Source organism: Pedobacter sp. KBW06, assembly GCF_003852525.1.
Taxonomy (GTDB): domain Bacteria; phylum Bacteroidota; class Bacteroidia; order Sphingobacteriales; family Sphingobacteriaceae; genus Pedobacter.
Map to the genome: position 1 here is coordinate 713,093 of NZ_QAJL01000001.1, position 25,392 is coordinate 738,484.

The following is a 25,392-nucleotide window of genomic DNA, read 5'->3' on the forward strand; positions in this document are numbered from 1 at the left end:
ATTGGTTTATTTATAAAACGGACCTACTTCCATCAAAGTCCCATCCTCTTCCATTACTGGTGTACCAGCCGCCTTTTGTGCATTCAAATAATTATTGAGTAAGTTGCCATAGTATGACCGATAGGTATCTACGTTGTCATACAATGTTTTAAAGGGCCAGTCATCATCAAGTATGACAAGTACTTGTATTTTCTTTTTGGTAAACCGTCCAAGATAATGCTCTGTTCCGGGAACGCCCGGCGTATTCAACCATTTCGGAGTAGGTTTTAATATATCTGTCAGGAAAATTTTGATTTTCCTGGACCGGGTTTTTTCCAGGTTATTGTCGAATAAAGCATTGTTAAATTGCCGGTTTGATTTTAATTCCAGGCCTAATACAAATTCTGCATTTGCCATTCTTGCCGTACGGATGATTTTCAGGGCAACGGTGTCCATATTCTTTTGAGGTAAAAAGCTGAATTGCCCTGGCAGCTCAAATTCTGAGCCTGTAATGGCCGTAGTAATCTGATTGTTCACCCCGATCTCAAAAGGTGCAGCTGCATCTAGTTTCAGCCCTAAAAGTCCAACCGGAATTTTGAGAATGGTATCCTTTACCTGGTCTGGAAGTGTAGAAAAATTAACGCTTACCGAATCAACAGATGCGATCGAAAAGTAAAGCGCACGCGATCCTTCATAGGTAATCAGGTTAGTCTTTTTACAGGAAAAAAGAAGTGTGAGGCTAAAAAATAACGTTATGTAAATTGAAGATATTTTCATCTCTTTAATGATTTAATAGTAAACATTATCTGTTTTGGGTTTCTGATAGTGGCAATGGCACCACATACTTTAATGCGGTCATGGGTACATTAACATCCTTAACACCACCTGGAATACTGGCAACAGCATTTCGTTTATAATAATAAAACAGCTGTCCTTCACCCCAAAACTCCTTACGGTATTCTTTTTGCAAAACATCACGCAACACCACACCAGCACTCAGTTCAGCTAAGCCTCGGTTTTTACGTACCTCGTTAACATATTTTACAGCCGCATTCGGATCAGCAGTACATTCTGCAGCAATATAATACAGCTCAGAAAGCCTGAGCAGCGGCTGCAGGTTCCTGAACAATAAGGTTTTGGAAACTACATCCTCATACTTAAAAAAGGTTTTATACGCTTTTCCCGAAGCTGCTCCCGATACCCAGTTGATGCGCAGGCGGTAATCATTTTCGTTGTTTTCAAACACTTCAGCCAAACGTTCCGAAACCGGTGCAAGGATATTGGTCGCATCTGCCACAGCCGCGAATAAGGTTCTTTGCTGGTTATACAATTCATAGTTCTGAACGCCAAATATCACTTCAGACGAAAAGCTCCTGTCGGGGTTCTGGATACCCGGCAAAGTAAGCCCGCCTACCGTCCATGGAAACCACTTACCAGCCTCATCAATTACCTTGACCGCCGCCGCCAACGCGCCAACCTTGTCTCCCTTATAAAGCAATACCCTGGCCTTAATTCCTACCACAGCATAATAATTTAACCTCCTGTTCCTGAGTTTAACAAAATCAGACAAGGGATCTGCACCACTTACCGCGACCACACCTGCAGTACGTACAGGGTCATTCTGCAACAATTTCTCCGCCCGGTCGAGATCAACAAGTACACTGTCTATTATAGCCCTTGCGGTTAATAGCGGCTGGATTTTTTCTGTTGGAACCGTAAAATACGGGATAGACTTTTTGTCTGCATCGGTAGTATATACCGGACCGAACAACCTGAGCAAATCAAAATGTACAAAGGCCCGGAGCCCATACGCTTCGCCCTTAAGCAGGTCTTTACGGGCATCGGCAAGTACGCCTTCCGATTTGTCAATTTTAGTTAAGAAACTGTTGGTATTTAATATGGCCACATAGGCCGACCGCCATATTGAGCTATAGATTTCCTGCAGCGGGGCATCTTTATAATTGTAATCGGCGGTTTGTTTCCAGGTAGCCACCGGGTTATAGTACTGCGCCATTACGTCAACAGTACTCATCGTCAGTCGCCCGCCGTATAATCCTGGCTTCGCAAGATTCAGATAAATACCATTCAATGCGTTGTTAACCGATGTTTCATCTTTAAAAACATCATCTGAAAGAAACCTGTCTTCGGGTTTTACGTCCAGAAATTTGTTGCAGGATACCAGACCTATGGTCATTAATCCACAAAGTAGCAGCAGTATAGTTGTTTTCGTAGTTTTCATGGATAAATCAATTAAAATGAAGCATTAATGCTAAATGAAACCGTGTTGGCAAAAGGATAGTCGATACCACGTTCCGAAACAATATTGGATAGCCTGAAAATATTGTTCATATAAGCAGAGAACCTGAGGTTTTGCAAACGCGCAGACCTAAGCCATGGCGTTGTTGCCGATTGCAATTCATAACCCACCGAGATCGACTCGCCGGTAATGATGTTTTCCTTTTGAACGAAACGCGAAGAAATTGGTGTATAATCGGTTACGGAAATCCCTTTGAACTGGGCAATATCCCCCGGCTTTTTCCAGCGTTTTTCCAGGGCTCTTTTATCCTGATTAAAGGAAAGATCAGCAAAGCTGATATTTTCAACCTTGTCATACAAAGCTTCGTTAAACCTGGAAGCGCCCAGGTTATACCTGATATAGGCATTAAAAGTAAAAGCCTTTATCCGAATAGAGGAACTGAACACCCCCTCGATCTTAGGTCTCGAGTTTGCGATCACCTTAATATCGGCAGGATCATAATCAAACGTATAGGTACCATTTGCTTTCTGGAATACCTCAAGCCCGGTTCCGGGATCTATCCCTAAAGATTGAACTGCCCAGATGTCGTCCGGACTTTTACCATCTGTAAAACGTTGTATTAAATTGCTCCGCTGCTGATCGGCATTCAGGCTGTTTAACACATTACCAAAGCCAGCATATTTACTCGTATACATACTTGCGGTTACACCAAGGGTCCAGATGATCCTTTTATTTAAATTAAAGATTGGAGAGTATTTAATATTTGTTTCCAGACCTTTTACCGTCATGTTACCTGCATTCATGGGATAGCGGGAGATCCCATTCGAACCTGGAACATCCAGGGTCACAATCAGTGGACTGGTGTGTTTGTTGTAGGCATTAAAATTAGCCGTTAAGCGGTTATCAAATAACCCGATATCTATGCCCAAACTCGTCTGCAGTGTTTTTTGCCAGTTCAGATCCGGGTTTCCAAGACCGGTATGGTACAAACCCTGACCAAAATAATTGCTGTTTGCTTCCAGGTTATATACCGTAGCAGAAGCAAAACTACCAAAGCCCTGGTTCCCGGTAGAACCTATGTTTGCCCGGACAATCAGGGAATTGATCCAGTCTACATTTTTTATGAATTTTTCATTATGCAGGCTCCAGCCAATTCCCGTAGCCCAAAATGGCGAATACTTATTAGCCGTACCAAAGGCAGTAGATCCATCAATCCTGTAGGTAGCATCCAAAAAATAGCGGTTGTTGTACACATAATTGATACTTGCCAATGCATTAATCCGCCGTGTTTTTGGTGGAGTAGAAATTTGTGGTTTGGAGTTCGGCAGGTAGCTATTGGCAAAAGTTGGGTTTCCGGAAACCCCTAAAGGAAAACCTACAGCCGTAAGACCTATAAAATCATTATTTACTTCCTGCACTTCCGCCCTGGCATTACCAGTCAGCACATGCTTTTCCCTGATGATTTTGTTGTAGGTAAGTCCAAGGTTCCCGCTATAATTGAAACCTTCCGTGCGACCATTGGAATAGCTTCCCTTTTCCAATACGGCGGTGTTGTCAAATCTGGTATTCAGCGGAGATATAAAGCTGATCGAAGTTGCGCTATTTTTCGACAATTGAAAGGCTCCTGATATCCTGATCGACCTGCTGGCATCATAATTAAAGCCCAGATTGTTCTGCAAAGTTAAGCTCGTGTTATACTGTTCCGAATTCAACTGGGCATTATATAATGGATTTGCAACATTCGCAAGACTACGTCCATCATATCCCGCAGGAATTTGTTCAACGTACTTTCCTGTAATCTCTTTTTTATAGTAAGGGTTTATTTTAGCGTAAGTAGTAAAAGATCCATATGGAGATTCGTCTGCTCTTGATCCGCTGATGAATACCCTGTTCGTCACATTGAGTTTACCTTTTCTGTAGGTCAGGTCAGCTCTGGCACCCCAGTTTTTTCTATCAGAACCTTTCATTAAACCAGTAATGTCCTGGACATTCATTCCCACACCATATTGGAATTCATTACTACCGCCACTGGCATATACAGAGTGATTCTGATTAAATGCAGTTTCCCGCAATGGCTCTTTAAGCCAATAGGTATTTACACCTTCACGAACGGCTTTCAAACGCTCGTTATAAAACCGGTCCAACATTACAAAATTCTCGTTACCCACCCCATTTGCAGCATAACGACCCGAAAGCCTTTCAAATTCAAGTTTTTCTTCCGAATTCATCAGGTTATAATCGCTCAGATCGGGTACACTTACGTTAAAATCTCCGGTATAAGTTACCCGCAACTCTCCGGCCTTCGGCTTAATGGTTTCCACCACCACTACCCCGTTGGCCGATCTTGCACCGTAAAGCGCTGTAGATGCAGCATCTTTCAGAATGGTCATGCTGGCAATGCGGTTAATATCAAGATCTGTAATCTGGCGTAGTGTCGATTCAAAACCGTCTAAAATGAACAACGGCATATTAGGGTCTGTACTAAACTGATCAGTCAGCGTACCGGCATTCGTATTCATAGCAATACTGGTTTTTCCACGGAGTTCAATTCTGGCCAGTGCATTTGGATCTGAGCCCTTCAGGTTGTTGTCCAGTACAATAAAAGAAGGATCCAAACTTCTCAGCATCTGGATCACATTCTGATTGCCTACCGCACGAAGCTGATCGCCTGTGATGGTAGCTGCGCTCCCGGTAAAGCTTTCCTTTCTTCTTTCAAACATCCCGGTGATCACCACATCTTTCATCATTTGTTCTTCCTCAGCTATTTTAATGACCAGTTCGGCTTCTTTGCCCGTTATCACCACTTCCTTAGTCTTATAGCCGATATAAGAGATCACAAGTGTGAGCCTTCCTTCTATGCCCCTGATTAAGAACTCTCCTCTTTCATTGGTCCTGGTTCCGCTTTTTGAACCTTTAATCAGGATGTTTGCACCAGGTATAGGTTTTCCATCATCTGATACTACCCTGCCCCGGATATCTGAAGCATGGAAATAAACAAGAGGACTTTCCGGTATTCCCTTACTTTTTTCTTTAATAATGATGGTTTTGCTGACTATTGAATAAGTAAATGGCTGCCTCATCAGGCAAATTTTCAGGGCTTCTTCCAGCTCAGCATGATCGACATCAACGCTTATAGAGCGGATGTGTTTAACCAGGTCAACATTGTAAATGAAATCATAACCGCTTTGCAGCCTGCTCTCTCTTAAAACTTCGGCAAGGGAAACATTATTTTTATGGATTGTAATCTTCTGTGCACAGCCGGTTGATGCGTTTACCTGTATAGCGAAAATAGCCATGATCAAGATAAGGATAGGAATACGCTTCAAACAGCAGCTTACATTTGGCAGCCGAAAAAATGGCATACCTATATTAAACCTATTAATTTTCATAGTTTTAGTGTAGTTTGGATTATTTTCAAGAATGGATTACCTCGCTTTTCGTTCCTGGTTCCTTTGAAAAAAAAAAGCAATAGGAATCCTAATGGACAATGTGATGTCCGATCTCTGTGAACAAATTAATTTTGTGAGATTTACCCTTTTGGCAGGTAACCTGCAGATTTATTAAAACATCAGATCTGATGTAGGAGGTATAGTCTTTGGTACTTACCTATGGGCAAAAGCACATACAGCAACAGTTGGTAAGGCTGTTTTTTTCATTTACAACATCCATATAGATTTTTCTTTTCTCTGCATGGATTTCCTTTGCATTTTTGTTGATACTAAATGGCTGTTGGGCCAATTCACTTATCGGCGACGAAGTGAAGAAGGTGAGTAATTGTTTTTTCATTTTTTATGAACTAAATATATTATGGGCGCAAGATAAATAAATACTACTAAATTAGTAGATTTTATTTTAATATTTAGCAAGAATACCTTTGAATTATAGCCCTCTCTCATGTTTGGATTATTTAAAAAGAAGTTCTCGTAAAAGCTTATTATGTTTCTCCTGCTGCCTCAATCAAATTATCAATCACAAATTGCTCCATTAATACCGTTCAATATGCCCGTTTATTCCGGCACAAGCAAAACTGTCTAGTCCTAATATAACTTAACAATCGTCCGTAAAAAACTTAACATCATCCTGAATTTAACTTAACACATCCGTATTAAGTATTACAAGCTGTATAGTCATTTTCTCACTAACGCATTATCGATAATTCATTATTTTATTTAATAATAGTCTTGAATAATTTTAAGCATCTTCAAACTATATCTATTATACTATTGAAAAGCAAAAAATGAAGAAAATTGGTATCGAGTATAAGGGTTTGGTAGTTGATTTACTCTGCAAATCATTCAAAGACAACCTTAGTGTTAATTTTATTGTAAACAAATCCGGAGATAAGGCTAAAAGACTTCAACATCTAATGGACTATTCATTCGAAGTTTGCAACACCTTTGGGGATGTTTTTTTATCCGACGACGACAAAGCATGCGCATTGGTACTTTATCCGGAACAGAAAAGATTCACGTTTAAATCGCTACTACTTGATATAAAATTGATTTTACAAGTAGTAGGCATTAGTAATATTTTCAATGTTACCAATCGCGAAAAAGCCATAAAAAGCAATTATCCTGATGCACCTTTTTACTACTTGTGGTTTATTGGTGTTTCGATGGAGGATCAGGGTAAAGGAATAGGTTCTAACCTGCTAAGCGAGATTATAAAAGATGCTGACCAAAAAGGCAAACCGGTCTATCTGGAAACCAGTACAGTTAAAAACATAGCCTGGTATCAAAAATTCGGGTTTTCTATTTACAACAAGTTGGAATTTGGTTATACCTTGTTTTTGTTTAAGAGAATAATATCATAAAACAACCTTTAAATTAATCCATTACAGGATTATTGACAATAGGCAGTTTCGCAAATTTGATCACCTCAATACTCGGAAAACCAAAATCTTCCACCACTTTGCCTAAAATCAAATAACAACCAGCTCCTCTGAAAGGATAAGAAGGGGTACTGTTAGGGAAATGCGTGGTGTCAAAAAAGTTTCCATCTGCATCGAGAAAAGTTCCAAACCACATTTTTTTATTGGTTTTGGTATACACGGTTTTCTCACAGACATATAACCCCACCATTTTAACGGTTTGTCCAATATATTTGCTGAGGTCATCTGTTCGGATATCACCACGATATTCCGTTTTAAGTAGATCGAACATGGAAAGTGTAAGTGGAAAGCCCAGCAATTCCAGCTCATGATAAGCATCTTCTAATTTGGTATTGATCAGATCGGGCATTACATACTGTTTAGCTTCTACATGAAATAGTTCTGCATGATTATTGGGTTTAGTTTTATTGCCTAACATGCCATGAACATCCCACAACAGCGCTTTTTTACTTTTTCCTGTAAAACGTAAACACCCGCAGCGAATTAAAATAATTACCTGTTCCAGGCCGATTTCTGTTCGTTTTACAAAATCCTCAAGATCGAGATAATCACCACCCAGTTTCCGCTCTTCCGGGATCAGTTCAATCAGTTTCCCCTCGAGTCCCTGTATGCCAATAAATCCAAGATAAGCATCAGTTCCCTGGATAGAAACTACGGAGCTGCTTTTGTTTACACAAGGTAAATGGACATTTGCTCCGGATTTTTTAAGTTCATGAACATATAACCATCGGGTATAAAAACCACCATAATTATTCAACACACCAACCATAAATTCCATCGGATAATATGTTTTCAGATATAAACTCTGATAACTCTCCACCGCAAAACTGGCGGAATGTGCTTTAGAAAAGCTATACCCTGCAAATGACGATACCTGTCTCCATACTTCCTTTGTGACCTCTTCCGGCCTCCCCAATGCCATTGCCCCTTCATGAAACTTTTCTACCAAACGATCAAACTCCACGCGGGAACGGTATTTTCCGCTCATCCCCCGTCTTAATATGTCAGCATCTGTTCCATCCATGCCCCCGTAGTGGATACAGACTTTGATCACATCTTCCTGGTAAACCATTACCCCAAAGGTTTCCTTCAGCTGCGCTTCCATTACCGGATGAAGGTATTTGACCTGATCAGGTGCATGGAAGTTCTGGATGTAGGTTTTCATCATTCCTGATTGGGCCACTCCCGGACGAATGATAGAACTGGCGGCAACGAGCGTGAGGTAATTATCGCAGGCCAGCTTCGTATTGAGTTGTCGCATTGCCGGAGATTCTATGTAAAAACAGCCAATGGTATGACCTGTCTTCAGGCGGTTGTTGAGATTGGGATCTTTAATGAACTCCTCTACCTGATGGATATCCAACCGTTTTTGCTGGTTCTGTTCTACCAGTTTAACCGCTTCCTTAATGTGTCCAATGCCCCGCTGGGAAAGGATATCGTATTTATCATATCCAATTAGCTCTGCTTCATACATGTCCCATTGTACAGTCGGCATCCCTTTAGGGGGAAGGTCCAAAGCGGTATAGTAAGTAATCGGTTCTTCTGAGATCAGCACTCCACCTGCATGGATACTTCGCTGGTTTGGCATATTGCCCATCATGGAATGGATCGCCATGATCTTTTTAAAAGTATCGTTGTCCCGGTTAAGGGCTGCGCGACTGGGATCGGTAAAACCATCTATTTCAGTTTTAGGAAGGCCCATTACTTTACCAATCTCCCGGATTACCGAACGGTCTTTGAAAGTAGACATCGTGCCCAACAAAGCAGTATGGTCCCTGCCATAGCGTTTGAAAATATAATCCTGTACATCTTCACGTTCGTCCCAGCTGTAATCAATATCAAAATCCGGAGGTGAGGAGCGTTCCGCATTTAGAAAGCGCTCAAAGTATAAATCCAGTGCTATAGGATCAACATCGGTAATCCGCAGACAATAGGCAACAATACTGTTTGCCCCTGATCCCCGCCCAACGTGATAATACCCCCTGCGCATAGAATACTGAATAATATCGTTTGTAATCAGGAAATAGGCACAGAAATCCATTTCTACAATAACCTTCAATTCATTTTTCACCCGCTTCAAAGCTTCCCGGTTCTTATTTCCGTAGCGATAGCGCATTCCTTCTACAGCCAGCTTTTCCAGAAGTGCCTTATCATCATTTATGCTTCCGGTAAAGGTTTTACGGTTTAACTTAATTTTTCCCTCCGGATAATCCATCGTACAGGTATCCATGAGCCTGCGGGTATTGTCAAGGATAAAAGCATATTTAGAGAACTTCGCTTCCAGCGCTCCGGGTTGGAGAAACAGATCAGTGTCTCTGCATTTGTCTTCTTTATCAACCATCGTAATCAAGGTATTCAGATCGATCCCTCTCAGGTATTCATGCAGACGGTACTCAATTTTATTGGCCACAAAAACAGGTTGCAGTGCAAGCAGCCTATCCTGATGGTCTTTTAAGTCCTTATTGAAAAGCTGATGTAGTTCATCGAACCGAACGCCTATGTATTCATTACTTTTCAAAGCTGACTTGTGACCATGAGGATAAATAATGTATACGTTTTTAAATTCATTAGGTTCATCGGGCAGGTCTTTTTGTTCAAGGTTATAGTAACTCAGATAATCGTTAAGTTCCTTCATCCCTTCCCTATTCTTAGCGATACCGATATACAGCAGTTTTTTATCTCTACGGAATTCTATCCCTCCAATAGGCTTAATTTTTTTTGAACGGCATTCGCGCATAAATTCCATGACCCCGGTAGAATTATTGATGTCAGTAATTACCATTTGGGTAATGCCCCTTGCCTGTGCTTCTTCTACTAATGTTTTGATCGACATTGTGCCGTAACGAAGGCTATACTGAGAATGGACGTTTAAATACATCTTGCTATAATTTAATGTCCATTGTGGAGGCTCTGGTTACCGCATCCTGCCCGAAACGTCTGCGTATTTTATCTAATGCCTGAACCAGGCTATATTGCTCCTGTGATTCACTGTACAGGTCGATCTGTTCAAAGCCTGTTACTAAATTGGATAAGCTAACGCCAACGAGCCTCAAAAGCATCCTGCGGTTATATATTTTTTTGAATAAATCTTTTACGGTAGCAATCAGTACGCTATCCAATGAGGTGTAAGAAATAGTAGTCTGTTTGGTTTCCGTTTCAAAATTGGCGTACCGGATCGTAACGGTTACACAGGCGCAAAGTTTCTTTTTTTCTCTAAGCTGATAAGCAATATCCATTACCTGGGCTACCAGTAAGTTATTGATCATGTCGATATCAATGGAATCTGCATGAAAGGTACATTGGGTGCCGATTGATTTTTGTTCTGTATAAGGAATGACCAGGCTATTGTCAATACCTTTTGCCTTTTGCAGCAAGGAGAGTCCGGATTTACCCAAAAGTGAATTCATCTGATCCGGATGAATCTGTGATAGCGTGATGATTTTCTTAATGCCCATATCACTCAGCTTGATGAATGTTTTTTCACCTAAGCCTGGTATTTTACGAATAGATAGCGGGTTTAAAAAAGGCTGTACTTCCTGCTGTTTTACATTCCTCTCGCCTCCGGGCTTACATTCATTGGTAACCATCTTGGCCACGGTCTTATTGACTGAAAGCCCGAAAGAAATGGGTAAATCCATTTCCCTGATAATGGTTTGCCTTAATTCATGGGCATATTGCATGCAGTTATGGAACCGGTCCATACCGGTCATATCGATATAGTGTTCATCAATGCTCGCCTTTTCAAAAAGCGGTACTTTTTCACGGATAATCGCTGTAATTTCATGGGAGGCTTTTGAATACTCGTCCATATTTCCCTTGATAAAGGTAGCATGAGGGCAAAGCATCTTAGCCATACGGGAAGGCATAGCGGAATGTATTCCAAACTTCCGGGCTTCATAACTACAGGATGCAACGACACCTCTGTCAGAAGTTCCTCCGATAATTACTGGCTTTCCCTTTAATGAAGCATCTTTTCTTACCTCAACTGAAACAAAAAAAGCATCCTGATCCATGTGGATGATTTGCTTGCCGCTTTCCATGATTTTAAATTTAGGTAGGGACAAAGTTATACTAATATTTTTAGTATTTTGATCAGTATTTCAATTTTTTTATCGATTTACCCCTTCGTATTTGCATTATAAAAATGGCGACAATGGCTTGTATAATTAAGAGATTTAATGCTACTGTTATTGGCGCTGAAAAAATATCCCTTAATGGCATGGAATCTGCTTAGGGCAATTATATGTTTAAGCCTGTTTCTTTTGAAAATGAGAATTTACTAATTCACCCTTTGCGCCCTGAAGATCTGAACAGATATGACGCTATCGTAAATGACATTTATAAGATTCTTTCTGATGAAATGACGCTAAAATTTCTGCCGAGCAAGCGTTTGAACAATCTTTCTGAAGCAGGAATCTTTTTGAATAACATGATCATCAATTACCACTCAAATCGTAACTATCTCCATTTTATAACAGAAAAAAATTCAGGTAAAATCATCGGACTTATTGACCTCATATCCCCGAACGTAGCTATGGAACATTATCGTATTGAACACTACCCGTTTTTTATTGAGTTCTATCTAAGTGGTCATTCCTGCGGATGCGCCATCATGAGTAATATCTTACCTCCTATTGTTGACTTGATATTAGGTCAGGGTATCACAAGCATCGGAGCAATAGTGCACAGCAAGAATATTGCGGCGAGAAAGGTTCTGGAAAAATCTAAGTTTACCTATAGCGCCAAATTCGATGGGATCCAGGACTTGTTTGAAACAATTGGATAAACACCTTCCAAGGCTCTTTGAGGACCTGAAATCAGAAACAGAGATAAAATTGAAACTCCAGCTATAAAAAATGAAATCTGAAAATTCGGTTGCAAAATTACTTTTTCCTAATTTGTGCTATTCAATTTTTAACCCTATGGCAACGGATCAGAAATACGTAGATTACATTATCGACCAGATCAATCATCCCGCTGGTATCAGCTATAAAAAAATGTTTGGTGAGTACGGACTTTATGCCGGGATCCGGATCTTTGCATTGGTATGCGACAACCGGCTATTGATTAAACCCACGGAAGTAGGCCAGGCATTTATTGGAAAACCAAACTTAGCCCCACCCTTTGCAGGAGCAAAATCATATTTTCTAATACAGGAAGAATTGGATGATCATGAATGGATTTCAGCTCTGGTAAAGGTTACCGTAAATGAACTCCCTGATCCTAAGCCGAAAAAACCTAAAAAAAAGGTTTAACTTTTCATTAATCATCAAGGCATTTCACTAAGGTGCGAATAATGACTAAACACCTCAGTTAAAAGACCGTCTGAATTCCATTGGCGAAAGATTAGTTTTCGTTTTGAATAGCTTACTGAAGGATTGCGGATGTTCAAAACCTAATTTATACGCGATTTCGCTCACAGATAAACTGGTGGTTGACAATTCTTCTTTCGCTTTTTCGATCAGTTTTTGATGCAGGTATTGCTGAGGGCTCTGACCTATTAATGATTTAAGCAATCCGCTAAAATAAGTTGGCGATAAATTTAATGAGTCGGCAAAAAAAGTAACAGTAGGCAAGCCATTTTTTGACAGATAATCATCTTTAAAATAGTCCGACAGGATTTCTTCCAGGCGATTGAGAATTTGATGATTAACAACTTTGCGGGTAATGAATTGCCGGTTATAAAATCTTTCGGCATAGGTTAGCAATACTTCGAGCTGTGCAATAATGAGGTTTTGGCTGAACTGATCAATATTGGAATGATATTCCTGCTCAATACTCACGATGATATTTTTGATTGATGTTTCTTCCTTTTCGGAAAGGTGCAGGGCTTCATTTACCGAATAACTGAAGTATTCATATTTCTTTATAGTGCTGGCCAAAGGCGTATTCCATAAAAAATCGGGATGGACGAGCAGCAACCATCCCGAATGGTTCAATTCTTTATCTTTCTCTATCTCAATTCTAAGCACTTGTCCCGGAGCCATAAAGGTCATCATGCCTTCGTCAAAATCATACTCGTGCTGACCATATTTCATTTTAGCATCAAAATTCCGTTTAAGCCCTATCGAATAAAATTCATTGACCAAATTAATGGGTTCGGCACCTGGTAAATGTTTAATATCTTCAAAGTTTATGACACTTATTAAGGGGTGCTCAGGCTTTGCAAGACGCATTAGTTTATGATATGCCGTTATTGTTTTGATGAGCTGAGGCTGCGTGCTTGTCATAAGAACAATATACCTATTTTAGTTAAATGCCGCTGCAAATTCTTTCGCGAAGTCTTCCAGTTTTACTTTACCCATCCCGGCAGGCTGATGCAGATCATAATCCTCCCGCATTAATCCGCTATGAATGGCAGCGTTCAGTTCCACCAGCAGATCAGCGATTTGGGGCTGTACTCCATTTTTTTCCATAGCTTCCTTAACTTGTTCATCTGTAAAAGTCAACCATTTTAAATCGGGTTTGCCAATGGCAGTTCCTAAAACAGTTGCAATTTCATTACAGCTGCGCTCGTCACTCGCTATATATCTGATCTTTTTGACAGTTGTTGGCAATTCTATTTCTTCGGCAGCAGCGCTGGCAATGTCCTGAGTTGATACCATTACGATCTTGTCCTCCCCTCCATAGTTTGTACCGATAATCCCTGCATTTTTTATCATGTCTATATAATGGAATAAATTATAATAAAAAGAACATGGCCTAAGGTAAGTAACAGCAACTGCTCTCAGCTTGTTAAAAATTTGTTCCACTCGGTGCGAGCCTACAATTACTCCTGTTCCTTCGGCCAAATGTGCTCCCCAGCTGCTTAAGTTAACCACACGCTTAACTCCTGCCTGTTCGATAGCTTTTGCATAACTGTTTCCAACGAGTTCATAATATGCCAATGGATCTTGTACTGCAAAATTTGGCGGTATCATGGCATAAACCACATCTGCACCAATAAATGTATCTGTTAAAAATTGGGTGTTCTGTAATGAACCTATGGCTGCAATAGCACCTAATGCTTCGATGTCCCCTTTTTTATCAGCGCTGGTGCTGATAATAATGACTTCGTGCCCCTTTTGCAATAATTCCTGCGCAAGTGGCTTACTAATATTTCCCAAAGAACCTGTTACTATAATTTTCATTTTGTTTTATTTGATATCACAAAGGTCAGGTATCGAAAATCAGCAGAAGTAGCCAAACTTATGTTTGTTGTAGTCAAACTTATTATTGATTGATCGAAAGTCTAATACTGATTTGACTTACACTATATTTGAACATCATTTATTCCTTAAAAGAATGGTAAGTATAGATAAAGAAGCACAAGCAACTTATACCAGCAGTGTCAATAAAGCCTTGCAATTTATAGACGAAAACCTTGACACAAATTTGTCACTGGAAACAATTTCAAAAGTTGCCTGTTTTTCCCCTTTTCATTTTCACAGAATATTTAAGGCCATTACTCATGAGGCATTAAACGCTTACATAACCAGAAAGAGGGTAGAAAAAGTAGCCTCGGTTTTAATGCACAAACCTGAAGTCAGTATTGCTGAGCTTTCGCTTCTATTCGGTTTCAATAGCAATTCTTCCCTTACAAGAGCTTTTAAAAAATATTACAGCATAAGTCCTTCTGAATTCCGTAAACAAAAAAACAGCAGATTTAGCAAGATCAGTCAAATTGAAAGCAAGAATGGACAAAAGCAGGTCGTCTTTGAGGAATACATTTGCAGCATCAATCACCTTAAATATTGGATCGAAATGAATGCAAAAATTGAAATCAGAGAAATGGCTAAATTAGAGCTGGCTTACGCAACAAGTATCGGTGTACAGCACATCAAGCCTGCTTATGACACCTTGGTAAAATGGGCAACTCCATTGGGATTACTGAAAAATCCTGAGGCAAAAATGGTCACTATTTATCACGACAGTTTTAAAACCACAGCTCCTCAAAAAGTTAGGATGAGTGCCTGCATTATCCTCCCTGAAGCCCTGAAGACCTCAGGCAATATTGGAAAAACCTCCATCGAAAAAGGAAAATTTATCGTTGGAAGTTTCACCATCGGCTTAGCTGAGTTTGAAAAATCCTGGAATAGTCTTTTTCTCTGGATGGCCGAAAATGGATATAAAAAAGCAGATAGAGATCCCTTTGAGCTATATCACAATGATTACAGGTCACATCCCGAAAAAAAATGTATCGTAGATTTTTTCATCCCGATTTTATAGTTTACTCCGTCAGTTTTGGCGTTTAAACTGCTTTCTGTAAGTAGCAGCGGTGATTCCTTTATGCTTTTTGAACTGCCGGCTTAAATGGCTTTCATCAGAGAAACCTAAATCATCAGCGATTTGCCCGATGGATTGCTCGCTATAGGTTAACCGCTGTTCCACAATATTCATTTTATATTGGGTCAGGTAGCAGTGTAGACTGTCGCCGGTTAGGTTTTTAAAATATTCACCTATATAGTTTGCAGACAAATTAAATTGTTCTGCAAGGTGCTTTATTCTTAAATTTTTCGGGCAATTGATGTGTTGATGCAGATAAACCAACATTTTATTGATCAGGGGTTCGTCCATTTTTGTAGGAGAGCTGATCTGTCGGGGATTAACGTTACGGGAGATGATGTTCAAAACAAGAATTACCAGATGCTGTAAATTTTCATCGTAATAGGCAGGCTTATGGTCATACTCTACCAACATATTTTCAATTAACGTGGCAATCATATCACAATCTCTTTTCTCTTTAATCAAGACCTGCTCAAAGCGGTTATGATTGGTGAAAATAGTTTCTAATTGTTTCAGCCATTGTATCAGTTTCTCTTTTTCCTGTTGGGTTTTATATTGTTCCAGAAAGACCTCAGAAAACCGGATGGAACAATAACGGGTATCGGTAGTACTTTCAAAACCTCTGCAATCCAATGGGGTGAATAAAAAAATACTGCCTTTACGATATGGGAATTTGTTGTCATTTACAATCCTGGTGCCTTCTCCATCCATGATCTGTACAATTTCGAAGAACTGATAGATCAGCGGGCGTTCATGCCAGTGCTCCATATCTGAGACAAATATGTCTAAAGGTTTATGTAAATGTTTAGTCTTCATTACTCGAAATGTACAAAAAAAACCACTCTTCATCCCTGTTTTCAGCTATTATCCAGGACTAATTTTGGTAAAAAAAACATCATGTCACAGAAAAAATTAGTTAGTCCCTTTATTCATGAAAACATTTCTTTTGCTAACAGGGTTGTCATGGCTCCTATGAATCGCCGCAGGGCGGTTAAAGGAATTCCTCCCCTATCTATGGTTACCTATTATCAGCAAAGGGCCAGCGCAGGATTATTAATAACAGATAATATTGCCATTTCTTCCAATGGTGTTGCTTATATGGATACGCCTGGAATATACAATGAGGAACAAAAAAATGCCTGGAAAAAAGTGGTAGATGCAGTACATGCAAAGGGAGGAAAAATCTTTGCTCAGTTGGTACAGGCAGGTCGTATCGGACATCCGGCCATACAAAACAATGAGCCTTTGGTAGCGCCATCGGCAATACCAGTGAAGGAAACCATTCGGATTCCTGACCATACTTATCAGCTCATGACCATGCCGGTTTCTATACACATTGATGAAATTCCATTTTGGGTAAATGCTTTTAAACAGGCCACAATAAATGCATTGGAAGCAGGTTTTGATGGTGTTGAAATTCATGCAGCACATGGCTTTCTGATTGATCAGTTTATCAATCCGCTTAGCAATACCAGAACAGATGAATACGGAGGAAGTATCCGGAACAGAACGCGTTTTTTGATGGAGGTAATGCAGGAAGTAGTTGCTGTGGCCGGGAAAAATAAAGTAGGCATCAGGCTTTCGCCTTTTCGTGAAATCTATGATTTGAAACCTTATCCGGAAGAGTTGGCAACACACCAGTATATTCTTGAAGAATTACAGAAACTGGATATTTTATACCTCCACTTTTCTAATGCAATTACAAATGGGCAGGACTCTATTCCGGTGAGTTTTCTGCACAACGCAAGAAAGTTTTTTAAAAACATCATGATGATTGCCGGTGGCTTTACAGTAGAAACTGCCGAAGAGATCTTGCAAAATCAGTTGGTAGATTTTGTAGCTTTTGGCAAACTCTATATTTCAAACCCGGATTTGGTGGAACGCATAAAAAATGATGGTCCGTTAGCAGAATGGGATGAGGAAACATTCTATCATGGTGGAGACAAAGGTTATATTGATTATCCGGAAATGATTTTAAGTAAACCCCGTTAAAAGTAACCATTCCGGCTATGGCCGGAATGGTTAAAAAGCGACTAAAAAGTATACCTGAGTCCAAACTGAAGCTGAACTCTTGAATTAAAATAATCTATACTATATGGTTTACCAGGGTTATTAAAGGTAAACGAAGGATAATTACCCAAATTTTGCTGTGGAGGAAACAATGAAGGGCTCAAGCCCACACTACTTGTGGAGTTAAAATTATTAGGGGAGAAATACTGAACACCCCATTCTTTATTCATCAGATTGGTCAGGTTCAGCACATCAGCGGTTAGCGTAACAAATTGCTTTTTATCCCTTGTCACAAACACATCATGCGACAGGTGCAGATCCGCCTGCACATTCCATGGTGTTCTTCCAGTATTACGCTCTGTATACTTCCCTCTCCTGCTGCTCAGGTATTCATTTCCATCGATGAAAGCATTAAACTCTGCAGCCTGCTGTGTTGCCGTTCTTCCGGGGATGTCTTTAAAATAACGGACTGCCTCCGCAGCAAGCGGAATATAAGTTAAACTCACCTGCTGTGGCAGGCCTTGTACACTTCCGTTTACAATCCCATAAGTAAAAGGGCTGCCCGATTGTGCGCTAAAGAACAGACTGATATTCGTTTTACCCGCTTTTTCCCATTGATGGTCGTAGCTGATGCTGGACACGATACGGTGACGGATGTCAAAGTTACTATAGCTCAGCGAAGGCTTGTTCGGTACCAGAGCCTGATTCAGTTGCCAGTTGCTTTCCATCGAGTTACGCACCCCATTACTCAGGTCTTTAGACTGTCCGTAGGTATAGGAGGCACTGACATTTAAACCCTTTGCAAATGTTTTGGCGATGGTAGCGCTAAGGCTGTAGCGATAACCTTCAGAGGTGTTGCTCAACAGGTAAGTATTGGAAAAACGGGGATCAACCGTACCACTGTAAACCGGTTGTTGTTTCTCCTTGTCATAGCCATAATACAAGGGGTTGTCTTTGGTGTTCAGCTGCTGGAACAATACATCTTTTAAGCTTTTGGTATACATCCCTTCCAGCGTAAAACGCCAGTTGCTTTCTGTTTCATAATCAATTCCCAAACTGCCCCGCAATACCTTCGGCATGACAAAATCATTATCGATCAGGTCTACCTGGGTACGTCCGCTGCCCGGATCATTAATTACCGTTCCGTTTTGCCCGATAAAACCGGCAATTCCGTTCGGGTTTGGTTTTACCGGATCTGTTCCGGGTACGAAAGGCTGCTGATCGGCTTTCTGGTCAATAGCGCCAAAGTTGTTACCGGTATTGTAATAAGCATAGGCAAGCCAGGCAAAAGGAATACGGCCGGTAAACATGCCCAGTCCACCCCTGAAAATAAGTTTCTGGTTAGCCAGGGCATCATACCTGAAACCCAAACGCGGCGACAACTGTACCTGATTTAAGAACTTATTCTGGATGCGGTTTAGCGGCGTATAGGTATAGGTATTTCCAAAATTCGGATCGGTCATGATGTTGCGCAGCTTATCGCTTAGCGCCGGCATGGTTGGCAGGTGGACAAAATCGGCCCTCAATCCGGGTGTGATGCTCAGCTGATCCGTAATACGGAATTCATCCTGCAGGTACAGACTGTACATGTTCACCTTAAAATCTGCCGCGGGCTTATTCAGCAGCTCATTCCTGTCGTTATTCTGATAATTATAGCTCCCCCTTACCCGGTATGGATTGTTGTTCACATAATCTTCAATGCTCAGATAATCTACCCGGCCATTCCAGGCATTCACAAAACCATATTTAATATTGTACAGCTCATTGTGCGTACCTACTAATATTTTATGACGCCCTTTGGTCCAGTTCAGATTGGCGGTGAATTCCCAGGTCTGCTGTTTCATGTTAAAGACACTGGCTTCCCGGTCTGTACCAAAATAAATGGTCGTTCCCGGTGTACGGCCCATAATCTGTACCTGGGGCAAAGTCGGATCAGCCAGGGGATCGCGACTGTCCTTCACATTTGTAAAACCAACGATCAGGTTGGCCGACAACTCATTATTGAACCGGCTTTTTAATTCGGCCACAGTGCTGCTCTGATTGTTTTCCTGCAAAAAAGCCATGCTGCTGAAACGGAAGTCCTGCTGGTCGCGGTCCATATGCGTGGCTTTGCTGAAAATGGTATTGTTCCTGATGGCCAGCTGATGCCTGTCGCTGATGTTCCAGTCCAGGCGGTTAAAGAACTTCTGTGATTTGCTCCAGGTGTTAAATACCCCTGCAGTACCCAGGTCTACCTGACTGCCGTAACGTGTTTTTGTGGCAGTTTCAATGGCCTGTGCATCTGTCACGCTAAATATATGCCCGGTTTCGGTGATCCCTGCATACAATTGCGTCGGGTCTTGCCGACGGGTAATTTCCTCATTGCTAAAAAAGAAAAGTTTATTTTTTAGGATCGGGAAGCCTACGCGAAAGCCCGTCTGGTAATCGTAAAAGTCGCTGTTCATTTTGCCAAGACCACCTGCCCGGTCGCTGCCGGTAATGGCGGCATTCCGGCCGAAGCCATATACAGAACCGCTGAAGGTATTGGTCCCTCCGCGGGTAACCGCATTTACAGATCCCCCAGTAAAATTCCCGATCTTAACGTCGAAGGGAGCAAGATAAACCTGCATATCCGCGATGGCATCAATAGAAATCGGGTTGGTCCGGGTACTGCTTCCGTTCATTCCGGATGTTCCGGTTTGTCCGCCCAATGAGGGACTAAAGCCAATGGCATCGTTATTTACCGCACCATCAATGGTGACGTTATTGTAGCGGAAGTTGGTCCCCCCAAAGCTGTTGTCCCGGCTCCCCTGAGGCGTGGAGCGGGTCAGATCGGTAATGGAGCGGGAGACCGTAGGCATATTACGGATTTGTTCGCCGGAAATGTTCTTCCCTGTTCCATAAGCATTGGCTGATGGTTTCCGGACACGGGCAGTAATGTTTACCTCGCTCATGGTTTGTGCGCTGTTGCTGAGTACAAATAGCAATTGCTGCGCTGTACCCAGGCGGAGATAGATGTCCTCCCGGGTATCCGTCTGCATGCCCACCATACTTGCACTTACCCGGTAAGGGCCACCGGTACGCATGTTGTTAATCGTAAAACGTCCATCTTTATCTGTAGAAAGACTGTACCTGGTTCCTGATGGCGTATGTATCGCGATGATGGAAACACCAGGCAGTGCTTCAGTTCCGGTATCGGTAACCCTTCCCGTCAGTGCACCTGAAGTTTCCTGGGCAAGGCTGATAACTGGTGCGGAGAACAGCAGAAAAAATGCCATTATGATCCCCCACCAACGATATGAATTGTTGATTTTTTTCATTGCTTTTCTTGAATATTTAGAATTACTTTAACACCTCTCCTATCACATGGATGACACCGTTACCGGTCACGATATCCGTTTTTACAGGGGTAATGGCTGATGAATTTCCGGTTCCCTTCAGGGTTATTCCGGTAAAACTATTGGGCACATTATACTCGCCGAGTAAGTTAACGGTCAATACCTGATCATTCAGCATCTGCGCTGCATAGCTCGTAGTCCCTGCAGGTGTAAGCAGGAAGTAATCCTGTGCAAACTTGCGCTCTTTGGCAATATGATAGCTTAACCAGGCTTTAAGGACCTCCGGACTGGCCTGTTCTATGGCTTCCAGATTGGCATAACCATAACGTTTGACAGCATCATTATTTGGTGCAAAAACCGTGTAACCGATACTGCCGGTTAAAGTCTCGAGCAATCCGGAAAACTTCAAAGCCTGATAAAACAGGGTGACACTGGTATTGGCTGCCAGGCCTTCTTTCAGCGTGGCATGAACATTAGGCACCAATACGCGGTCCAGGACTTGCATGGTTCCATTGTCAGCTTTGGTATCGGTCTGTAAAACACGTCCCCCGTTTATGGTGGTGATGGTATCCTGACCACGTTTTACACGGCTCCAGTAAACTTTTGTCCCCAGTAGCGTTTCCATTTCCTGGTTCATTTTCAATGGCTTGCCGGAGAAAGAAAATTCAGCTTTGAGCACATGGTAACGGTTTTCTTCAGCGAGTTTAGCTACGGGTTCATCAAACACTGCTGCCGGATTATAATACAGGGCTTTATAGGCGGCATCCGAAGGAGCCAGTAAAGTATAAGGGCCAGGCTGACGAAGCGTTTCGTCTACTCCGCTTCTATACAGCGAAGTCGCCAGATAAGTGAGGCCAAAGTTATCCCTCACTACATCTGTCAATGTATTTTTCTTCTGGTTTTGCGAGGTTTCCCCATCCTCCTTCTTGCAGGAAAACAAGGCGAGCGACAACAGGGTGCAAAACAGGTATTTATCTAATTTCATAACCTTCATTTTTTGTTTATTTCTTGTGCCACATGGTAAAATCTTTGGGAACAAAGATCCGGTCTACGGCATGGACCGGCCCCTGGATCGTGTTGATGTTTTCTTCGACTACAGTTGCCGGCTGAGGAGTCGCCTCAATATGCCTTACCGCTAACTGATGGTTTGCCAGCCGGTTAAAGCGGTAAGGCAGATAAGCACTGACCCATTCACCTCCATTTGTTGTTCCATAAGCGATTGGATAATTTGCCAGTATCTTATCATCCAGCATATGTCCATAAAACGTTAAATCGTTGATGTCTCTTTTCTTCTGCACAGAGAGACCAACCACTGTATAATCGTCATTAGCGATCACCTGATTGAAGGTCATCCCTGTGTGCTGGTACCTGAGTAAGCTGTCTATGGGGGTAAGTTCTTTATCGCCAAAATAAGCAGGTTGTGGGATGCGGCGATGTAAGGCCCTCAGATCCGCTTCATTCTGGATCCCCATTTGCCGGAAAGCCTCATTGGTTGGTGCAAACAGTGTAAAACGGATCACATGACGGGGAAACTCAGGGGTTTCAAAAATAGAACCTTCATAATAAAAGTTAAAGTCAACTAAAAAGTTCAATGGTGGCTCATAAATGGGATACATGTTCATGATCATGTCTTCCTGATAACCTTCATTGCTGATTTCCATCGCTTTTAAATACAGGCTGAACCGGCCGTCTTCCCGCAGCACATCAATCATCTGTTTTTCGGGCTTTTTCAGCACCTGATCTATAAAAAGTGCTGTTCCCTGTGCAACAGCAGCTTCTTTATTTATTTTCAGCCCGATGCCATTGTCCAGTAACTGACCTTCTTTAATGGTCAGGGAATGCCGGTATTCATAAGGAATAGTTCCCAGTACGGCTGCTCCTCTTTTTATGCCTTCCCTGAATGTAGGATGTTTCAGTAAAGAAGGGGTGATTAAGTCCGTTTGTGCTGCCTTTAACTGTTCTATACTGATACTGCTGCCGACGATATGATAGCGCAGAAAGTCTTGTAAAACATTTTTAGGGGCAGAGCCGATTTTAGCATTGCTCCATCCTGCTTCCTCCAAGGCTTTGTTGGAAGGAATGAAAAAGGTCAGTTTAGACTGTGTCCGTTCCACAGCTAAAAGCTTGTCCATTTCTGCTTTTTCCCAGGCCGACCTGAACAGGCTGTATTCCGCGTCGAATAAAGTCGTCAATGCCGGATAAACGGGCGCTGCAATGGGCTCCCCCATTGGGTCAGGCATAAATTCGTTTTTTCTGCAGGCCGAGATGATCAACAGCAGCAGCAATGCCATTGCCGTTAATTTAGTATATGAAAAGATTTTCATGATCAATTTATTTTTGTTCCTTAATTGATTTTCGCTTCTGAGGGTAATACCAGCAGATCTGTAATGCCATGTATGATCCCGTTATCCGCCTTATAATCTGTACGGTATCCGGGTTGTAAATTGGTTTTGCGCAGTGGCCTGTTTCCGTTGACCAGCCGCTTCTCCACAATAAATGGTTCCATCTCCGGATTGCTGGCAATCGCGAAATAATAGTCCTCATCCCCCACAACAGGTACACGGTAAAAGGGGCCTGCATAATATCCCGAACCTGCCTGTTTTCCATAGATAATCATATCGGAAATGAAAAAATGGTTGTACAGCAGGTATACCCGGGATAAGCGTTTATGGTAACTGGCAGGATCGAGGTTTTCCAGCTGCTGCTTTGTGATCCCGGCCTTTTCAAAAGCCTGGTTATCCGGTGCAAAAACAGTGGTGAAATCCGGCCTGGCCAGACGGTCCCAGTCGCCGGTACGTTTAAGGAGGGTAACAAACATACTGTACTCCTTTCTGCCGGATAAAACATTCTGCAGATTGGGCTGATATTTCAATACTTTATCGATCAGGTGCAGCACACCATTGGCCAGCACCGTGTTCTGGGTGACCTTTGGCGCCAAAGCGCCATTCACATACAGGTCTGCGAGGACGTTACAGTTTGCACAGGCTTTTTCGTACTTGTACCCCACAAACAACTCCTTCCCCGCTAAATTAACGTACTTATTGTCTATGGTATTTACCGGAACATCATTGCGGTAAAGTACACGGGGCAAAATATGGTATTGCAGCATCATGCGCAGGCTATCCTGGTTCATGGTTGCAAAATCACCTGCCCGTACAATCCCCAGATCGTTGAAAGCCTTATTACTGGGTGCAAATAAGGTATAAGGACCTTCTTTACTCAGTAACTCCAGCAGGTTGACCTGTTTTAAAGCCGCATACAATAAAGTGAAGTTATAGTTGTTCTTTACAAAATCCGCTGCATTACTGTAATTATCGCTTTCTTTATAGACCTGAAGCTCATCGTGCTTACAGGCGCTGAAAAATAAAAGAAAAAAAGCGAACAGGTAAAACATCATTTTTTTACCATTCATATCTGATAGCTTATCGTTCATAATTAATAAATAGGTTGTGGATATTTGCGCTGTACAGTGGTCAGGAAAACGTTTCCATTCACAATTTCTATACTGTTCACCACACCAAAAGTCCTGGGGTTATAGATCCCTGAATGCGTACTTATGGTTAGTCCCGGAAAGGCTGCATTCAGATAATAATTCGGATTATATTGTACATGGTCCATCCGCAGGTAGGCGTACCTTCCCTTTAACGATTCAACAGATGCACCCGCCCCTCCATCAGGTGGTTCCGCATAGGTCATGGAAGTTGCCGGATCTATTGGCGGGACACAGAACTGTAAAAACTGCCAGGTATCAGAATAAACCTCTTTATTCGATTTTAAGAAAATAGGGAAACCATAATAAGGCGTCACCTTTGGATCATGCAGGGTTCTGAAAACCGTTCCTGCAAACTGAAAACTAAAGGCAGGGATCCTTGCATGTTTGGGATTTCCCCGGAAATCCACTCCATCGGTCCTGATATGGGTCATAAATACATTCATGGTATCCCGGATGCCAAACCTGAACATACTACTTGTAGCAGGTACAGGCAGCTTCAGTTCCGGAGCAGCGCTCATAAAACCATCTGCACTCAGGTTATAAAAATTAACATAACTCAGCGTATCTGAAAAGGCTTGTTTATGGAAGGTTTCCTGACGGACATAAAGCCCGTTTTTCTTGGTCTTAAAGTCTTTTTGTAAAACATGCAGGGTATATACTTCCCGGACAGAAAGGTTGATCACCGTATCCAGAAATACCTTACGCTGCTGCTCGTCCGGAAGCTTTGCAAATGGAACATTGCTGATCGGGCGCGACATGAACAAAAAACGGCGCTTACCTGATTTGACCTGTGCCCAGTTGGTGAGGTCAAAGCCATTCAGAATGGGTGCTGTAGGTACGAGTTCCTTTCCCGGATATTCAGGATTAAATTTAGAGGTGCTCAATCCTGCATGTGCTGCATTGGGCGCAGCATAAATGCCCCGCTTATCCAGAAAATCACTCACGACCAGGCCACCTGAAGGCTTTCCTGTAGCGTCAAATTCAGGATCAATAAACATACAAAAGAAAGGCTGCAGCTCTTCTTTATTGTCTAAGGTAAGGGTATAGGTGAGGTTATTGAATACGCGGATGTAGGCAGGATCTTCTACTACACGGTAATCTGTCTTTTTACAGGAAGACAGGTAAATGGCAGTACAAATAACTGACAAAAGGATTAAAATCTTATTCTTCATCGCTTTAA

The 25,392-nt window shown here is 41.8% G+C and carries 18 protein-coding genes; 5 read left to right on the forward strand and 13 right to left on the reverse strand.

The window, feature by feature from the left end; genetic code table 11:
• Positions 1–6: 6 nt before the first annotated feature.
• From DBR43_RS02805 to DBR43_RS02815, 3 genes are read right to left on the reverse strand one after another with little or no spacing between them, the layout of a single operon-like run.
• A complete protein-coding gene (locus tag DBR43_RS02805; protein WP_124577706.1) occupies positions 7–756 on the reverse strand; it encodes a DUF4843 domain-containing protein in 750 nt (249 codons plus the stop codon).
• Positions 757–781: 25 nt separating this feature from the next.
• On the reverse strand, positions 782–2,218 hold the full coding sequence (locus DBR43_RS02810) for a RagB/SusD family nutrient uptake outer membrane protein (RefSeq protein WP_124577708.1): 1,437 nt from the start codon (positions 2,216–2,218) through the stop codon (positions 782–784).
• A gap of 11 nt (positions 2,219–2,229) precedes the next feature.
• Entirely contained in the window at positions 2,230–5,532 is a 3,303-nt protein-coding gene (locus DBR43_RS02815; RefSeq protein WP_158622403.1) for a SusC/RagA family TonB-linked outer membrane protein, read from the reverse strand.
• Between the two features lie 941 nt (positions 5,533–6,473).
• On the opposite strand from DBR43_RS02815, the gene DBR43_RS02820 reads away from it, so the two are divergent.
• Positions 6,474–7,049, forward strand: a complete 576-nt coding sequence (locus tag DBR43_RS02820; protein ID WP_124577712.1) for a GNAT family N-acetyltransferase — start codon at positions 6,474–6,476, stop codon at positions 7,047–7,049.
• Positions 7,050–7,062: 13 nt separating this feature from the next.
• On the opposite strand, the gene DBR43_RS02825 is transcribed toward DBR43_RS02820, so the two are convergent.
• Complete coding sequence (locus DBR43_RS02825; RefSeq protein ID WP_124577714.1) at positions 7,063–10,005, reverse strand: DNA polymerase III subunit alpha; 2,943 nt, start codon at positions 10,003–10,005, stop codon at positions 7,063–7,065.
• Positions 10,006–10,009: 4 nt separating this feature from the next.
• Positions 10,010–11,167, reverse strand: a complete 1,158-nt coding sequence (gene dinB, locus DBR43_RS02830) for a DNA polymerase IV (RefSeq protein ID WP_124577716.1) — start codon at positions 11,165–11,167, stop codon at positions 10,010–10,012.
• Positions 11,168–11,370: 203 nt separating this feature from the next.
• Here dinB and DBR43_RS02835 point away from each other — a divergent pair, with 203 nt between their 5' ends.
• Complete coding sequence (locus DBR43_RS02835) at positions 11,371–11,913, forward strand: GNAT family N-acetyltransferase (protein ID WP_124577718.1); 543 nt, start codon at positions 11,371–11,373, stop codon at positions 11,911–11,913.
• 136 nt (positions 11,914–12,049) lie between these two features.
• Positions 12,050–12,382 carry a TfoX/Sxy family protein gene (locus tag DBR43_RS02840; protein ID WP_124577720.1) on the forward strand — a complete coding sequence of 111 codons (333 nt, stop codon included), beginning with the start codon at positions 12,050–12,052 and terminating at the stop codon, positions 12,380–12,382.
• Between the two features lie 54 nt (positions 12,383–12,436).
• Here the strand turns inward: DBR43_RS02840 and DBR43_RS02845 are convergent, their stop codons facing one another.
• Both DBR43_RS02845 and DBR43_RS02850 read right to left on the reverse strand, forming a co-directional pair.
• Positions 12,437–13,357, reverse strand: a complete 921-nt coding sequence (locus tag DBR43_RS02845) for a helix-turn-helix domain-containing protein (protein ID WP_124577722.1) — start codon at positions 13,355–13,357, stop codon at positions 12,437–12,439.
• Positions 13,358–13,375: 18 nt separating this feature from the next.
• Entirely contained in the window at positions 13,376–14,257 is an 882-nt protein-coding gene (locus DBR43_RS02850; RefSeq protein ID WP_124577724.1) for an NmrA family NAD(P)-binding protein, read from the reverse strand.
• A 154-nt stretch (positions 14,258–14,411) separates the two neighbouring features.
• Between DBR43_RS02850 and DBR43_RS02855 the strand changes: the two genes are divergently transcribed.
• Positions 14,412–15,335 carry a GyrI-like domain-containing protein gene (locus DBR43_RS02855; RefSeq protein ID WP_124577726.1) on the forward strand — a complete coding sequence of 308 codons (924 nt, stop codon included), beginning with the start codon at positions 14,412–14,414 and terminating at the stop codon, positions 15,333–15,335.
• A gap of 9 nt (positions 15,336–15,344) precedes the next feature.
• On the opposite strand, the gene DBR43_RS02860 is transcribed toward DBR43_RS02855, so the two are convergent.
• On the reverse strand, positions 15,345–16,208 hold the full coding sequence (locus tag DBR43_RS02860; protein WP_158622404.1) for an AraC family transcriptional regulator: 864 nt from the start codon (positions 16,206–16,208) through the stop codon (positions 15,345–15,347).
• Between the two features lie 81 nt (positions 16,209–16,289).
• Between DBR43_RS02860 and DBR43_RS02865 the strand changes: the two genes are divergently transcribed.
• The gene (locus DBR43_RS02865; RefSeq protein WP_199756939.1) at positions 16,290–17,384 is read left to right on the forward strand and encodes an alkene reductase; all 1,095 of its coding nucleotides are present in this window, start codon (positions 16,290–16,292) and stop codon (positions 17,382–17,384) included.
• A gap of 41 nt (positions 17,385–17,425) precedes the next feature.
• On the opposite strand, the gene DBR43_RS02870 is transcribed toward DBR43_RS02865, so the two are convergent.
• The 5 genes from DBR43_RS02870 to DBR43_RS02890 are packed head-to-tail and all read right to left on the reverse strand — an operon-like array spanning position 17,426 to position 25,384.
• The gene (locus DBR43_RS02870; RefSeq protein ID WP_233602829.1) at positions 17,426–20,701 is read right to left on the reverse strand and encodes a carboxypeptidase regulatory-like domain-containing protein; all 3,276 of its coding nucleotides are present in this window, start codon (positions 20,699–20,701) and stop codon (positions 17,426–17,428) included.
• Positions 20,702–20,723: 22 nt separating this feature from the next.
• Positions 20,724–21,704, reverse strand: a complete 981-nt coding sequence (locus DBR43_RS02875) for a fasciclin domain-containing protein (RefSeq protein WP_158622405.1) — start codon at positions 21,702–21,704, stop codon at positions 20,724–20,726.
• 16 nt (positions 21,705–21,720) lie between these two features.
• Positions 21,721–23,043, reverse strand: coding sequence for a fasciclin domain-containing protein (locus DBR43_RS02880; RefSeq protein WP_124577732.1), 1,323 nt, complete (start codon positions 23,041–23,043; stop codon positions 21,721–21,723).
• A gap of 20 nt (positions 23,044–23,063) precedes the next feature.
• Positions 23,064–24,152, reverse strand: a complete 1,089-nt coding sequence (locus DBR43_RS02885) for a fasciclin domain-containing protein (protein ID WP_124577734.1) — start codon at positions 24,150–24,152, stop codon at positions 23,064–23,066.
• 2 nt (positions 24,153–24,154) lie between these two features.
• Positions 24,155–25,384, reverse strand: a complete 1,230-nt coding sequence (locus tag DBR43_RS02890; protein WP_124577736.1) for a hypothetical protein — start codon at positions 25,382–25,384, stop codon at positions 24,155–24,157.
• Between the last annotated feature and the right edge of the window lie 8 nt (positions 25,385–25,392).